Genomic DNA, 14,578 nt, shown 5'->3' with positions numbered 1-14,578 from the left:
ACCCATGTGGTCTGCCGAATTGTTGCGCGCCCGCTTTGCCATGGCCGATTTGCCGTGGCAGCCCGAGCCGCTTGAAGAACGTTTTTTCAAAGACCGCGACCCCGCCGATGCCGCCGTGCTGGTGCCCTTGGTTCAGCGGCAAGATGACCTTTATGTGTTGCTCACTCTGCGCACCGCCCACCTGAATGACCATGCTGGGCAAATCAGCTTTCCGGGTGGCCGTTGTGAACCCGAAGATGGCAGCCCGATTGAAACTGCCTTGCGTGAAACCGTGGAAGAAACCGGATTGGCCCGAGCATTCATTGAGGTGCTGGGCACCATGCCGGTGTACCAAACAGCCACCAATTTTTTGGTGACGCCCGTGGTGGCGCTGGTCCAACCTGGTTTTACGCTGGCGCCCGACGCATTCGAGGTGGAAGAGGTGTTCGAAGTACCGCTTTCATTTCTCATGAATGTTGAAAACCACCAACAACGCAGCTTGCACACACCCATGGGCGAGCGTACTTTCTACGCCATGCCCTATAACTCACCCGAGAGCGGAAAAAACTACTTCATCTGGGGTGCCACAGCGGCCATGCTTCGCAACCTTTACCATTTTCTGAACGCGAAGGCTTGATACCTTGTCCTACCTGGCCCTGCTCATCGCCGTGGTGTGTGAAACCTTCTTGCCCGATGGTTTGTTCACGCGCGCGCGCGACTGGGTGGATCGTTTTAACCAGGAACTTGAAATTAATCTGGAAGCCTTGGGGGCACCGCGCTACGCGCATTTGCAATGGCTGGTGCCACTGCTGATCTGGGTATTGGGTGTGTACTTTTTGTACCAGGTGCTTTGGACTGTTTCTCCGCTTGCCGCCGGTTTTCTCAGTGTGTTTTTGCTGTTGTATGGTTTGCGTTTTCGGCACTTTGCCGTGGTGTTTACCAATGCTCAGTTGTTTTTGAACCAAGGCGACTTTTTCCGCGCCCGTGAATTGCTGCTCACCTGGATGAAAGAATACGATGGCAGCGAGCCCGTTGTTCATCGTCCGGGCGAATTGGTTTTCCATGCCATCTACCACGGCACTGAGCGTGCTTTGCGCCAGTACTTCAGCTTGTTTTTCTGGTTTCTGGCATTGCCTGGGCCCATGGGTTTGGTGGTGTACATGATGGCGCACTGGAGTGTGATCCGGGAGCGCGATGTGTGGCAGGCTCAGGCTTTTGCGCATGAGCGCCCCACCATGCAAGAGGCTTGGGAAAGCAACAAACTGAAGGCGGCGATCAGCCCGCGCTTTATCCTGTTTGCCATGGAATGGTTGCCAGCCCGTCTGTTGGCATTGACTGTGGGTTTGGTCGCCCAGCTAGACGATGCCGCCCTGGCTTGGCGAACCGCAAAAAATCACAGCCGTTTCTCCAACAGGGCGCCGCTCACAGCCGTGTTTTTTACGGCAGTAGGACTGGTAGGTGGCGCGGCATTTGACCCTTCATCCAAAGCCGCATCCGAAGGGCAATTGTTGAGTGAAGAAAACCAGGTGCAGGCATTGCAGCAGTTTCGTCAGCTTGTGTTCAAGTGCGCTGTAGTGTGGTTAATGGCAACGCTGGTGTTTGCCATTCTGGGTTGGTTGCCCAGCAGCATGCTCTAATGCGTCAGTAGCTTTGGCTGGCCTCTTGCAATTCGGCTTTCAACATTTGGTATAGCGCATACCGAGCTGGGCTCAAGGTACCGTCTTCCAGTCCGTTTTTCACAGCACAATCGGGTTCACGTTTGTGTTGGCAGTTGGCAAACCGGCATTTGTTGCCTTCATCGCGAATATCAGTGAAGGCATTCAGCAAATCCGATTCACTCAGGTGGTGCAAACCAAATGCCTGAAATCCGGGCGAATCAATCAACTCCAAACCTTCTTCTCCAAAATGCATTTGGGTGTGGGTGGTGGTGTGTTTGCCAGCATTCAAGGCCATTGATATTTCATTGGTTGCCGCCAATGCACCAGGTATTAACAGGTTGATCAAGGTTGATTTACCCATGCCCGATTGCCCCAGAATCAAGGTGCGTTTTTTTTCCAGCAAGGGGCGCAACAGCGTCTCGGTTTCGGCAGGCCGTTCGGTCACGCTGATGTAGTGTGTTGGCACTTCACCCAAGGTGATTTCAAGCAACTCCTGTTCAACCGCTTCCAGCGTCTCGGAATCGCCTTCCAGAATGTCTACCTTGTTGAACAGAATGGTGAGTGGTACTTCCGCATGTTTGCAGGCAGTCAGTGTGCGTCCCAAAAGCTCTGGCGAGTAAGGTGGGCTGATGGCCAGCATCAGCAGCACACCATCCAGGTTCGCCGCGAACATCTTGCTTTTCAGTGCGTCTGATCGGTACACTAGGTTCTTGCGTGGCTGAATGTCTTCCACCCAGGCTTGCATGTCGCCGCTGGGCAAAATGACGATTTCATCGCCCACAGCCACGTCCCGGCGTTTGCCTTTGCCATAAACCTGCCAAATGGTTCCGCGGTCGTCGCGTGCCAAAAAATGGCGCCCGTAGCTGGCCACCACCAATGCATTCAGCAAATCAGGATTGCCTGAGTTTTTTCCGTGGTTGCCGGTTTGTTTGCCCTTGTAAGTGGGGCGCACCCTGTTAAGAGACGAATTAGCCAATGTGTTTCAGCGCATCATCAAGTTTGGCCGCACAAGCCCAGTCGTTGTTGGTAATTCCGTTTGCGCTGTGAGTGTTCCAGCGCACTTTGACCCGGTTGTAGCTAAACGTGACTTCCGGGTGGTGGTCCTCATCGTCGGCCAAATGAGTAATGGCATGCACCGCAAGCTTCACGCCTTCGAAGTTGGCAAATGCATATTGCCGCCAAAGTGTCAAAGCATGTTCTCCCTTGGCATCAAACTCAACAGACCAGTATTCAAACTCGTCCAACTGCGCTTCGATCTCGTCGGCACTCCATGCATGGCCCTCACCCAAGTGTTGGCAGCGTACATGCAGCCAGTCTGCCAGTGGGCGAGCAGGGTGCGGCGTGTTCATGGTGCTCATTGGGTGCCTTGCAAGTTGTTCAAACGACTGATTCGAATGGACGCTGGCGGGTGGCTGTCGTAAAAGGCGGAATGCAAGGGGTCAGGCGTGAGCGTGGATGCGTTGTCCTGATACAACTTCACCAAAGCGCTCACGAGGTGCTGGGGGGCGCTTTGCTGTGCAGCATATGCATCTGCCTCAAATTCATGTTTGCGGCTGAGCCAAGACATCACCGGGCGAATCGGGAATGTGAAATAGGGTAGTACCATCATGAACAACACCAAAGCCATGGCTTGTGCACCATTGGCCAGGTCAGGGTTTACTCCCAGCTCGCTATAGAACCACGGTGTGTTGGCCAGAAGGCCAAGCACATAAAACATGACAAGACTGCCGATGCCTGAAAAAGCCAGGTGCTTCACGATGTGCTTTTTCTTGAAGTGCCCCAGTTCATGGGCCAACACCGCTTCAATTTGGTCGTCATTCAAGCGCGAAAGCAGGGTGTCGAAAAACACGATTCGCTTGGCCTTGCCCATGCCGCTGAAGTAGGCATTGCCGTGGCTTGAGCGTTTGCTGCCATCCATTACAAACAAGCCACTGGAATCAAAGCCACAGCGTTGTAGCAAATTCAGAATACGCTGGCGGGTGGCGCCGTCTTCCAATGGGGTGAACTTGTTGAAAATCGGGGCAATCACCGTGGGGAACAACCACATCAACAACAGGCTGAAACCAAACCACAAGGCCCATGCGTAAACCCACCACTGCTGTCCGGCTTCACGCATGAGATAAAGAACCGCAAACACCAATGGACCACCGATCAAAGCACCGACCAGCAGACCTTTGATCCAGTCGCCAATGAACAGGCTTTTCTTCATGCGATTGAAACCGAAGCGCTCTTCAAGCACGAATTGTTTGTAGTAAGACAATGGCAAATCAAGCACGCTGCCAATCAAGCCCACCACGGCAATCAGCAGGAGGCCCGCCAAAATACCTTCGGCAGTGGTGCTTGTGACGCTTTGAATCCACTGCAGACCTCCCAACAAGGTAAAACCCATCAAGATGCTGGCTTCGATCAGTACATTGATCATGCCCAAGCGGGTTTTTGCGATGGAATAGTCTGCAGCCTTTTGATGGTCTTGCAGACTGATCTGCTCCCTGAACTCGGCAGGCACCTGTGCGCGGTTCAAGGCGATATGCCGCACCTGGCGACTGGCCAGATAAAGGCGAAGCGCCACACTCAAAACTACTGCCAGAACAAAGACTTCAGTAAAAACCATTTCTCGCTACCACCCTTGATTAATTTGCGCTTCAATGCCTGTGAGACAATACAACTCTCTATAGATTCAACCTCAAAGCTCATTCAAATTATGTCACAAGCCACGCCAAGTTCCACCCCTGTTGAAACCAAGATTCCCCGCGACGACAATCGCTTGGTGTGGGTTGACATGGAAATGACAGGTCTGGATCCGTTCAACGACAAAATCATTGAAGTGGCAGTGGTTGTCACCGACAGTGAGCTCAACGTCCTGGAGGAAGGGCCTGTGTTGGCCATTCACCAAAGTGATGAAATTCTGGCCGGCATGGATGCCTGGAATACCAGCACCCATGGCAAAAGCGGCCTGACGGCCCGTGTGAAAGAATCCACGATTGATGAAGCCCAGGCCGAGGATTTGTTGATCGAATTTTTGGCCAAATACATAGGCCCAGGAAAAAGCCCGATGTGTGGCAACAGCATTTGCCAGGACCGCCGCTTCATGGCCAAATACATGCCGAAGCTGGAAGCTTATTTTCACTACCGCAATCTGGATGTCAGCACACTGAAAGAATTGTGCAAGCGTTGGAACCCCACCACGGCGCGAAAATTTGTGAAAAAAACCAAGCACACCGCCTTGGCCGATATTCACGAGTCAATCGACGAGCTTCGTTTTTACCGTGAGCATTTTATTGTGGCGCCAGAGGCGAAGGCGAGCCAGGAGAGCCCCCTGTCCCCGGCGGCGCCTGCGGCCTAGTTGGCAAAGTAAGCTCTAAAGCATTGCGCTGGCGCATCACATGGGCCAGCAGCAAGGCCAGGCAAATTCCAGCCAACAGCAGCCCACCTGCACTGGCCATCCAGAAACCTTGTGATTTCAGCGGGTTTGCTTGCCAAACCCCAAGCCACATGCCTCCGCCAATGCCCACAAACCACAGGCTCACCAAATAAATCAACATGGGGCGCGCTGACACTCGGTAGGCCCGAAGTGAAAACGAGCACAAAGTTTGAACGGCATCAATAAAGTGGTAGGCAATCACCCAAGGCATCAGGCCTAGGGCCACCTCAATCGTTTTTGTGTCTTTGGTGTAGAACGAGATCAATTCCCGATCGAACGCATACAAACCCAGACACACGCAGGCCGCGACCAGCATGGCAGTTTCAATTCCACGCTTGATGATGGTGCTGGCGTGTTTGTTGAACCCGGCACCAATTTGCTGGGAGGCTAACACCGTGGTGGCATTGCCCAAAGACAAACACACCATGTACGCCATCGCTGCCATGTTGGACACAATTTGATGTCCACCCAGCTGGTACACATCGAAACGCGACACCAGCAGCGCAATGACCGTAAACGAGCTGACTTCAATGAGGTATGAGCCGCCAATAGGCAGGCCGAGTCGCAGGATTTGCCCAAGACGATGCCAATCAGGTTTCAAGCTGCGAATCGATTTGAATTCGCTGTAATGTTTGTCGAACAGCCAAATGAGGGCCGAAATACCGAGCACCAGCCACATCGTTGCTGCTGTGGCCCAACCAAAACCGGCTGCACCCAGCGCGGGCAGCCCCCACCCACCGTTCATGAACCAAATGTTCAAGGGAATTTTCAGCAGCAGCATCAGTACCTGCAGGGCCACCACAATTTGTGGCCGTGAGATCGATTGGTTCAACGCATAAAAGACGCGAAACACCAAGGCGGCAGGAAGCCCCCAAGCAATACCCAGCAAGTAGCCTCGAGTGTCTACAGCGATGTCGGCAGGGGTGTTGGTTAGTTGGAAAATGGGTTGCGGGTTGAGCAGTATTAGCATGCCGATAGCGCTCATGGTTAGTGCAAGCCACACACCTTGAACTGCATCTTCTCCAACCTTGCGGTAATCACCCGCACCGAAGTGGGCAGAGCAAATGGGGGTAAGACCAATAATGACCCCCATCAAGCCGACGTAAAGGCTGATATAAATGGATGACCCAACAGCCATGGCTGCCAGCACATCGGGACCGGCCTGCCCGGCCATCAATGTATCAACCAGACCGTTGCCCATCACGGCCAACTGTCCTAGCAGAATTGGCAAAGCCTGATTCAGCAGAGCCCTGCGCGGCCGGTCTTGGGCAAATAAAACAATACTGCTGGCCATGCCACACCTTTAACGACTGCTGTTTTCTGTCCGCTGTTCCGCCTGCTGCGTACGTGCGTACAGGAAGAAGAATTCATGTCGGTCCGAGTTTCGGTTGCCGGTCCAGATCAATTCCCACCGCTCAGATGCCTTGGACTCAAAATCAACCTTGATCTTAAGGCTTTGCCGGGTGTCGTCTTGTAGCAATAGGTACTCACATTCCGAGGCTTCCTTGAATTGCCCTTTGCGAATGAAGTCAACCTTGGCGTGGTATTGAAGGGTAGCCCGCTGCGCGTAGCCCAGGTTGTAGTCTGCAACGCATTCCCTGTTGGCAGCTGCCTGATGATTCAGCACCGATTGGGTAATTGCATCGCCCAAGGCCTTGAAGCTTTTTGCATAATCAATTCTTGGGATCCACAGGGTCATCATCAGCAGCCACAGCAAAATAACGCCACCGGTGGTCAGCACCATGGGACGCCAGAGAGCACGGCTTCCTGAGGCTGTTCGCCATACGATCAGGCGGATCCAGGCGATGCTGGCCAGAAACGCCAAGGCAAGTTCAAGGCCGATGACATCGGGCACATAGCCAGGAGACAATTTCTCGAAGTTGGCTGCTATTTTTGCGGGGAAACCAAATGTGGCTGCAGTCCAGCCCAGCCACACCAACACGGCCGCGAATGTAAACCAAAGCACTGCGAACCAGTCAATCAGGCTGATCAGGCCGCGCTTCATGGTGGAAAGCCCGATTGCAGCAAGCACTGAAAGTGGTGCCAGCAATGGGAAATAGTTGGCCTCATCGGCCGGGTTTGTAATCAGCAGTACAACCACACCGGCGGCGCCGCCTGCCAAAGGAATGCGGATGGAGGGTTCAGTCAAAGCCTTGCGGTAACGCCAAATGGTCCAGCACGCCATGGGTAAAATTGGCCACAAAAACCAGGTCAGGGTTTTCAGGGTGATTACCAGTTTGACCAGGTCAAAAGACTGGGTTGGGTCAAGTATCAGAAAGCGGCGTACATTCCATTCATTCCAGGCGTTCCACCACAATTCCCCGTTTTTTTGGCTCATAAGCCAGAAAAACCAGATGGCAAAAGGAATGGCGAACACGGCAGCAGCCCGGGTCATGCGACGAAGCAGACCAAAGCGCAATGAGCTGTGTGTCATCGAGCTGACCAGCAACAAGAGCAAAAAGGGCAAGCAATGTGCCCAGCCACGTGCAAAAAAGGCGATGGCAATACCCGCGCCCAGCATCCAGCCCGCGCCAATTGGCCGGTCAAGCGAGCGCACCGCACCCAGCAACATGATTGAAATGCCAGCCAGTTCGGCAATTTCAGGCACCTGCATGTGGGAGCGAACAAGAAGGCCCAAAGTACCCAAAAAGCAAAGTACCGAGGCATCTGCCACAGCACGGGCGTAATCGACCCGGGTAGGTGCAGTGCCAAGTGGGTCTTCGGGTTGAAGCTCAACCCGCTTGGCCAATCGGTAGGTGGTGTTCCAAATGGCCCAGCCGGCCAAAATCATCCAAAATACATTGCCCAAGCGCATGGCGTCATCGAGCCAGTTGTGGGGCAGGTCGACAGCAAGTGCCAGTTTTCCGAACAAGCCTGCAAGCCAGGCCGACAGCAGACCGCCTTCGACATACATGCGGTCGCCAATCAGCGACATCGCCCATTCTGAAAAAGGCAGTTGGGAAAAGGTAAAGCTTTGGCCAAAGCCCGCGGCGTCGTCAGGTTTCCAGGGCGTGCGCGCAAAAAGGCCCGGCAAAATGTAGAGCAGTATCAAGCCCCACAATAGCCTGCGCGACAAACGAGTGTTGTTGGCTGCGGTAATGACCATGTTCTTATTGTGTCCGTAAAAACAAAAGGCAGCCAGTTTGCCTGAGCTGCCTTTTTATGATCACTTGCGCGAAAAATTACTTCTTGAAGCGATCGAAACGACGACGGAACTTCTCAACGCGACCAGCGGTGTCCACGATTGTGTTTTGTGCGCCGGTGTAGAAGGGGTGAGATTCAGAGCTCACGTCCAGCTTGATCAAAGGGTATTCCTTACCTTCGTGTTCTCCGGTCTCGCGGCTAGGCGCGGTAGAGCGGCAAATGAATTTGAAGCCGTTGGACATGTCCATGAACAACACTTCGCGATAGTTGGGGTGAATGCCTTCTTTCATGAGTTTCTCCGTTGCAGCCAACCTGGCGGTTAATTGGTCTCATTGGTGTGAGTGCCAACCGACAAAGCCAAATCACTTGCTGGTTAATTAGGTAACCGCAAATTATAGGGTTGTGGACTTGTAAGGTCAAGTAAGAATTTGACTCAGGGTTGAATAAAACGGGCTAACCACCTGTTGGGGTTCGTCGCCAATTCAGGGGGCGATTGTACTTGCCGATAGGCACATGCTGGTGGCTGTCAAAACCACATCAACAACACCATGAAACATCAATTTACCCTGACTCAAAAAGCCTTGGGCATTTGTGCGGTTATCGCCTTGATTGTTGCCGCATCGCTGTTTTGGGTCACTATTCAAATGAATCGCCTGACCGAACTGGAAACAGTGGGCACCGCAAAAATTGTTCAGGAGAACGAGGTGAGCCGCTTGATTGCCCAGGCCAATCACCACACTACGAAAATGGCCTCTTCGTTTAAAAATGTGCTGTTGCGGGGCGAGGGTGAAGGTGCGGCAGACAAGTACAAAAAGGAATTCTCCAAGTATGTTCAACAATTTGAGCAAACCACGGCCGATCTGTTAAAAAACCAGGCGGTTGCCTCCGATTCCGCCCGTATCAGAGCAATTCAGGCGTGGCAGAACGATTTCAAAGCAGCATCCGCTGCCTATGCAACGGCTTTGGCCAAATACGATCCGGCGTTTCCGTTTCAATACCGTGAGTTGGATAAATCGGTGAATGGCATGGACCGCCCGGTGGTCAAGGCAGGTTCGTCGATTGAAGAGTTGGGCTTGCAAACTCAAACCGCTGCCATCAACAAACTGACACAGGAAATTCATGCCGAAACAGGGCGCCTGCTTTGGACTTTGTACGCAAGCATGGCCTTGACCCTGACTTTTTTATGCACAAGTCTCATGGTGTATGCACGTTCAGTTCGGCAGAGTTTGGGCGCTGAGCCTGGCTTTTTAGCCACGCAAGCCAGCAAAATTGCTTCAGGCGATTTGCAGTGTGCCGAGATGTCGAACCTTCAGTCAAAGCCTGGCAGCGTGACGGCCGTGTTCGAGACCATGCGATTGGCGTTGCTTGATTTGGTACGCGATATTCGGGAGAGGACCCGCGCTGCTGAGCGAAGCCTGGACAGTATTCGTCAACAGTTGGGCGTGGTCGATGAGTCCGCTGTCTCCCAATCCAATTCCAGTTCGGAAATGGCTGCAGGTATTGAGGAAATGTCTGCGAATATTTCGCAATTGTTTGATGTGGCTGAGCAAACCAAATTGGCGGCGGAAGATTCAAGTGCTGAATCAGAGTCTGGTTTGAGTTTGGTGGAGAGCACTTCCGAAGATGTTGAGAAAACTGCCCAGGGTGCTACTCAGCTAAGTCAAACTGTTCATGAATTGGGCAGCCAGTCTGACCAAATCAGTCAAATCATTTCAGTGATCGAGGAAATTGCAGGTCAAACCAATTTACTGGCCTTGAATGCCGCCATTGAGGCTGCACGTGCAGGTGAGCAGGGGCGGGGATTTGCGGTGGTTGCAGATGAAGTAAGGCGGTTGGCCGAGCGAACTACTCAATCAACTTCTGAAATTGAGCAAATGGTGGGGGCCATTCAAAAAGGTACTCAAAACGTAGTGACCGAGATGACTGGTTGGGCTTGCAAGGTGTCCTCAAGTTTGGGCCGCATGAATCAGACCAGGGATTTGATGGGCACGATAAGGAGTCGCGCAGGTGATGTGAAAGTGATGGCTTCCGAAGTGACCAGTTCCTTGTCTGAGCAACGTTCGGCTGCGACTTTGTTGTCGACCCAGATTGAGAAGTATGCGGCGATGTCGGAGGAAAACGCGAATTGCGTGGGTGAAATTAGAAAGTCTTTGGTGGAATTGACAGAGGCGTTTTCTCAGCTGAATGCGCAGTGCGGGAAGTTCAAGATAAGCTGATAAAAAAACCGCTGGCCCGGTTCACACCCAGCCAGCGGTTCTGTTTTCAGGCAAGCCATGCCTGGTAACAGGTAACAAAGGCAATTACATGCCCATGCCGCCCATGCCACCCATGCCGCCCATACCACCCATGTCAGGTGCTGAGGGCTTGTCATCAGCCGCATCAGCAACCATGCAATCGGTGGTCAACATCAGTGATGCGATTGACGCTGCGTTTTGCAATGCAGTGCGGGTCACTTTGGTTGGATCCAAAACGCCCATGTCAACCATGTCACCATACTCGCCAGTCGCGGCGTTGTAGCCGTAGTTGCCTTCGCCGCCCATTACGTTGTTGGCCACAACAGATGATTCCTCACCTGCGTTGGTCACGATCATGCGCAGTGGCTCTTCCATGGCACGCAGAACAATCTTGATGCCTGCGTCCTGGTCTGGGTTCAATCCCTTCAAGCCAGCAATCTTGGCACGTGCGCGCAACAAGGCAACGCCGCCGCCTGGCACAATGCCTTCTTCCACAGCTGCGCGCGTGGCGTGCAGTGCGTCTTCAACACGTGCTTTCTTCTCTTTCATTTCCACTTCTGTGGCTGCACCAACCTTGATCACGGCAACACCGCCGGCCAGTTTGGCCACGCGTTCCTGCAGTTTCTCACGGTCGTAGTCAGAAGAAGATTCTTCGATCTGGCCGCGAATCTGCTTCACACGGGCTTCAATGTTTGCACCGTCGCCAGCACCGTCGATGATCGTGGTGTTTTCTTTGCCCACTTCAATGCGCTTGGCTTGGCCCAGGTGTTCCAGGGTCACAGTTTCCAGGCTCATGCCAGTTTCTTCAGCGATTACAACGCCGCCAGTCAAAATGGCGATGTCTTCCAGCATGGCTTTGCGGCGATCGCCGAAACCAGGCGCTTTCACTGCACAAGTTTTCAAAATGCCACGAATGTTGTTCACAACCAAAGTTGCCAAGGCTTCGCCTTCGATGTCTTCAGCAATAATCAACAGTGGGCGACCAGCCTTGGCCACTTGTTCCAGTGTGGGCAGCAGGTCACGAATGTTGCTGATTTTCTTGTCGTGCAGCAGCACGAAGGGGTTGTCCAGTGCAACAACCTGCTTTTCCTGGTTGTTGATGAAGTAGGGGCTCAGGTAACCACGGTCAAACTGCATGCCTTCTACAACATCCAGCTCGTTGTCCAGGCTCTTGCCGTCTTCAACAGTGATCACGCCTTCCTTGCCCACTTTTTCCATGGCTTCAGCAATGATGTTGCCGATGGATTCATCGCTGTTCGCGGAAATCGAACCGACTTGTGCAATCGCCTTGGTGGTGGCGCATGGCTTGCTCAATGCACGCAGTTCAACGATCGCAGCGCTTACGGCCTTGTCGATGCCGCGCTTCAAGTCCATCGGGTTCATGCCGGCGGTCACAAACTTCATGCCTTCCTTCACGATAGCCTGAGCCAGAACAGTCGCGGTTGTTGTACCGTCACCAGCGTTGTCGGAAGTGCGTGAGGCCACTTCTTTCACCATTTGTGCGCCCATGTTTTCGAACTTGTCTTTCAGTTCGATTTCTTTGGCCACGGAAACGCCGTCTTTGGTGATGGTGGGGGAGCCGAATGAGCGCTCAAGTACCACATTGCGACCACGTGGGCCCAAGGTTACTTTCACTGCATTGGCCAGAATGTTCACGCCACGCACCATACGGCTGCGTGCGTCGTCGCCGAAAAATACTTCTTTAGCTGCCATGATTAATCTTCCTTTTGAATTCTGTGTGATTAAGCTTCGTACTTAAGCTTCAATAACGCCCATGATGTCTTCTTCGCGCATTACCAGCACTTCCTTGCCATCCACCTTGATGGCCTGGCCGGCGTACTTGCCGAACAACACGCGCTGGCCAACCTTCACATCCATGGCGATCAGCTTGCCGCCGTCATCGCGCTTGCCTGGGCCAACTGCAATCACTTCACCTTGATCGGGCTTCTCGGCGGCGGCTTCTGGGATCACGATGCCAGAGGCTGTTGTGCGCTCGCTGTCGAGACGCTTCACGATCACGCGATCATGCAACGGACGAATGTTCATGGATACCACTCCTAAATTTGTCTTTTAAAAAGAATTGCTTAGAGAAACTGACGGATGCCTTGTTAGCACTCGCCGTCATCGAGTGCTAATAATAGGGGTGGGGGGGAGGTATTTCAAGGGGCGGGATGAAAAAAAGTTGCCTGCAAGCAGGGTGTCAGTCACTTTTGTTTACACTAGGGGTCGATTTAATACAACGCCCCACAGAATGAACAAAGCAAAGTCGGTTTTCATTGTCCTGTTTTTAGTCTTGATCAACCTGAGTCTGTTGCACGTGGCTACCCTGAGTTGGCACAGCCCGCTTGGCCCTGGCTGGATAGGGGTGTTTGTGTTGGCTTTGCCCAATTTTTACCTGTTTGTGTGGATGTTCATGCGCAGGCGCGCCCGAACATCGCGCAACCTTCACTTGCTGATGGCTGCCAACCTTACCGGCATTGCCCTGGTGTTGACCGATCCGGGCATGGAGGCAAACCCTTGGCCTTTAATTCTTGGCAATCTGATCTTTTTTGGAAGTATTGCTTACATCTTCTGGTATTCCAATCTGGGTGAACGCAACAACGCGATGCTCAATGAGGGTGAAAAACTTCCCGTATTCGAACTCAATACCCTGGATGGTGAATCTTTTTCGAGCGAGCAGTTCAAAGGGGCTGCATGGTTGCTGATGTTTTACAGGGGCAATTGGTGCCCGTTGTGCATGACACAAATTGGCGAAGTGGCGGCACGTTACATTGACCTTGACCGCCTGGGTGTGAAAGTGGCGCTAATCAGCCCGCAGCCGGAGACCAAAACCAAAGAACTCGCCGAGCGATTCAAGGTGCCGATGAGGTTTTTTGTAGACACTGATTTCAAGGCCAGCAAGAAGTTAAAGCTGGTGCATGAAGACGGCGTGCCATTTGGCCTGAAGTGGATGGGGCATGGAGAAGACACTGTGTTACCCACGGTTTTGATCATCAACAAACATGGGCGAATTGTGTATTCCGACCAAACTTCAAATTACCGTGTTCGACCGGAACCTGAGCAGTTTCTGGAAGTGGCACGCCAAAAGCTGGGCGGGGCCGAGTCCTGATTATTTGGCCGCGGCAGCCTGATCAGCCGCGGCTTTGCGTATGCTGCTGATCAGTTCCTTGCTGATGCGGCTTTCCATGCGCCGGTGTACCGGTTCAAGTGCTTTGCGCCACAGGTCAATTTCGGCGTTGCTTAATGTGGTTACTTTGGTGTTTTTCGATTCCTTGACCTTGTTTAAGGCTTGCGCGTTCAGTTTCTCGGCTTCGTCGTCGTTTTTGCGGGTTGCGTCGACAATGCTTTTTTCAAGCGTTACGCGAATGTCTGCTGGCAAGCTGTTCCAGAACTTGCGGTTAACGATTACCGCATAGCCCAGATAACCGTGATTGGTTACCGCCACATACTTCTGAACTTCGTGCATTTTTTTGGAGTACAGATTGGAGGGTGGATTTTCAGTGCCATCGACCAAACCGGTCTCCAGTGCGGTGTGTACATCGGAGAAAGCCAGCGGAATTGGCGTGGCTCCCAGTGCTTCCATTTGGGCCTCGAGCACCCGTGAAGGCTGAATTCGCATGCGTTTGCCTTTCAGGTCTTCGGGTAGTCGAAGCGGTGTGTTGGCGCTCATCACCTTGAAGCCATTGTCCCAGTAGGCCAGGCCCAATATTCCGCGGTCTTCAAGTTGGGCCAGCAGCTGCTTGCCGATTTCACCTTGAGTGACGGTTTTTAGCACCTGGCGATTCGGGAAAATGTAGGGAAGGTCGAACACCTCGAAATCCCGCATGCCCAGTTGGCCGAACTTGGCCAGCGAGGGAGCCAGCATTTGAACAGCTCCCAATTGCAGGGCTTCAAGTTCTTCCCGGTCTTTGTACAGCGATGAGTTCGGATAAACCTCTACTTTCACCCGCCCGCGGGTGCGTTCTTCCACCAGCTTTTTGAATTCAAGCGCAGCAATCCCCTTTGGGGTGTTTTCATCAACAACATGGCTGAACTTGATCAGGATGGGCGGTGCCGCACTGGCAGGTGCCAATGCAACGCCGTGAAGCCCAAGCAAAATTCCTAGTGCTGACAGATATTTCATATTGCGGCTAGTTGGTAAG

14 protein-coding genes are annotated in these 14,578 nt (G+C 52.9%); 5 read left to right on the top strand and 9 right to left on the bottom strand.

The features are described from left to right. Window positions 1-4 precede the first annotated feature (4 nt). The gene (locus BSZ31_RS00870) at window positions 5-616 is read left to right on the top strand and encodes a CoA pyrophosphatase (RefSeq protein WP_105027130.1); all 612 of its coding nucleotides are present in this window, start codon (window positions 5-7) and stop codon (window positions 614-616) included. 4 nt (window positions 617-620) lie between these two features. Then, window positions 621-1,616 carry a hypothetical protein gene (locus tag BSZ31_RS00865; protein ID WP_105027129.1) on the top strand — a complete coding sequence of 332 codons (996 nt, stop codon included), beginning with the start codon at window positions 621-623 and terminating at the stop codon, window positions 1,614-1,616. A 4-nt stretch (window positions 1,617-1,620) separates the two neighbouring features. Here the strand turns inward: BSZ31_RS00865 and rsgA are convergent, their stop codons facing one another. The 3 genes from rsgA to BSZ31_RS00850 are packed head-to-tail and all read right to left on the bottom strand — an operon-like array spanning window position 1,621 to window position 4,248. Further along, window positions 1,621-2,613 carry a ribosome small subunit-dependent GTPase A gene (rsgA, locus tag BSZ31_RS00860; RefSeq protein ID WP_240605607.1) on the bottom strand — a complete coding sequence of 331 codons (993 nt, stop codon included), beginning with the start codon at window positions 2,611-2,613 and terminating at the stop codon, window positions 1,621-1,623. Continuing rightward, window positions 2,606-2,995 carry a 4a-hydroxytetrahydrobiopterin dehydratase gene (locus tag BSZ31_RS00855; protein ID WP_105027128.1) on the bottom strand — a complete coding sequence of 130 codons (390 nt, stop codon included), beginning with the start codon at window positions 2,993-2,995 and terminating at the stop codon, window positions 2,606-2,608. The genes rsgA and BSZ31_RS00855 overlap by 8 nt, the downstream gene beginning before the upstream one ends. Further along, window positions 2,992-4,248 carry a M48 family metallopeptidase gene (locus BSZ31_RS00850; RefSeq protein WP_105027127.1) on the bottom strand — a complete coding sequence of 419 codons (1,257 nt, stop codon included), beginning with the start codon at window positions 4,246-4,248 and terminating at the stop codon, window positions 2,992-2,994. The genes BSZ31_RS00855 and BSZ31_RS00850 overlap by 4 nt, the downstream gene beginning before the upstream one ends. Window positions 4,249-4,338: 90 nt before the next feature. Between BSZ31_RS00850 and orn the strand changes: the two genes are divergently transcribed. Next, a complete protein-coding gene (gene orn, locus BSZ31_RS00845; protein ID WP_105027126.1) occupies window positions 4,339-4,980 on the top strand; it encodes an oligoribonuclease in 642 nt (213 codons plus the stop codon). On the opposite strand, the gene BSZ31_RS00840 is transcribed toward orn, so the two are convergent. The 3 genes from BSZ31_RS00840 to BSZ31_RS00830 all read right to left on the bottom strand — a co-directional run bounded on the left by BSZ31_RS00840 (window position 4,913) and on the right by BSZ31_RS00830 (window position 8,492). Continuing rightward, window positions 4,913-6,352 (bottom strand): MATE family efflux transporter, encoded by a 1,440-nt coding sequence (locus tag BSZ31_RS00840; protein WP_105027125.1) that lies wholly within the window; start codon window positions 6,350-6,352, stop codon window positions 4,913-4,915. The genes orn and BSZ31_RS00840 overlap by 68 nt on opposite strands. A gap of 9 nt (window positions 6,353-6,361) precedes the next feature. Then, window positions 6,362-8,164 (bottom strand): glycosyltransferase family 39 protein, encoded by a 1,803-nt coding sequence (locus BSZ31_RS00835; protein WP_105027124.1) that lies wholly within the window; start codon window positions 8,162-8,164, stop codon window positions 6,362-6,364. 76 nt (window positions 8,165-8,240) lie between these two features. Continuing rightward, window positions 8,241-8,492 carry a type B 50S ribosomal protein L31 gene (locus tag BSZ31_RS00830; protein WP_105027123.1) on the bottom strand — a complete coding sequence of 84 codons (252 nt, stop codon included), beginning with the start codon at window positions 8,490-8,492 and terminating at the stop codon, window positions 8,241-8,243. A gap of 258 nt (window positions 8,493-8,750) precedes the next feature. Here BSZ31_RS00830 and BSZ31_RS00825 point away from each other — a divergent pair, with 258 nt between their 5' ends. Then, complete coding sequence (locus tag BSZ31_RS00825) at window positions 8,751-10,418, top strand: methyl-accepting chemotaxis protein (protein ID WP_105027122.1); 1,668 nt, start codon at window positions 8,751-8,753, stop codon at window positions 10,416-10,418. An 84-nt stretch (window positions 10,419-10,502) separates the two neighbouring features. Here BSZ31_RS00825 and groL read toward each other — a convergent pair whose 3' ends face one another. Together groL and BSZ31_RS00815 are read right to left on the bottom strand one after the other, a co-directional pair. Next, entirely contained in the window at window positions 10,503-12,149 is a 1,647-nt protein-coding gene (gene groL, locus BSZ31_RS00820) for a chaperonin GroEL (protein WP_105027121.1), read from the bottom strand. 42 nt (window positions 12,150-12,191) lie between these two features. Then, a complete protein-coding gene (locus tag BSZ31_RS00815) occupies window positions 12,192-12,482 on the bottom strand; it encodes a co-chaperone GroES (RefSeq protein WP_105027120.1) in 291 nt (96 codons plus the stop codon). Between the two features lie 205 nt (window positions 12,483-12,687). On the opposite strand from BSZ31_RS00815, the gene BSZ31_RS00810 reads away from it, so the two are divergent. Further along, complete coding sequence (locus BSZ31_RS00810) at window positions 12,688-13,545, top strand: peroxiredoxin (protein WP_105027119.1); 858 nt, start codon at window positions 12,688-12,690, stop codon at window positions 13,543-13,545. Here BSZ31_RS00810 and BSZ31_RS00805 read toward each other — a convergent pair whose 3' ends face one another. Further along, window positions 13,546-14,559 (bottom strand): TRAP transporter substrate-binding protein, encoded by a 1,014-nt coding sequence (locus BSZ31_RS00805; RefSeq protein ID WP_105027118.1) that lies wholly within the window; start codon window positions 14,557-14,559, stop codon window positions 13,546-13,548. Between the last annotated feature and the right edge of the window lie 19 nt (window positions 14,560-14,578).

It is taken from the genome of Limnobacter sp. SAORIC-690, from assembly GCF_002954425.1.
GTDB lineage: Bacteria > Pseudomonadota > Gammaproteobacteria > Burkholderiales > Burkholderiaceae_B > Limnobacter > Limnobacter profundi.
Note: the sequence above shows the minus strand (reverse complement) of the source record. Positions and strands in the feature narration are given on the sequence as shown.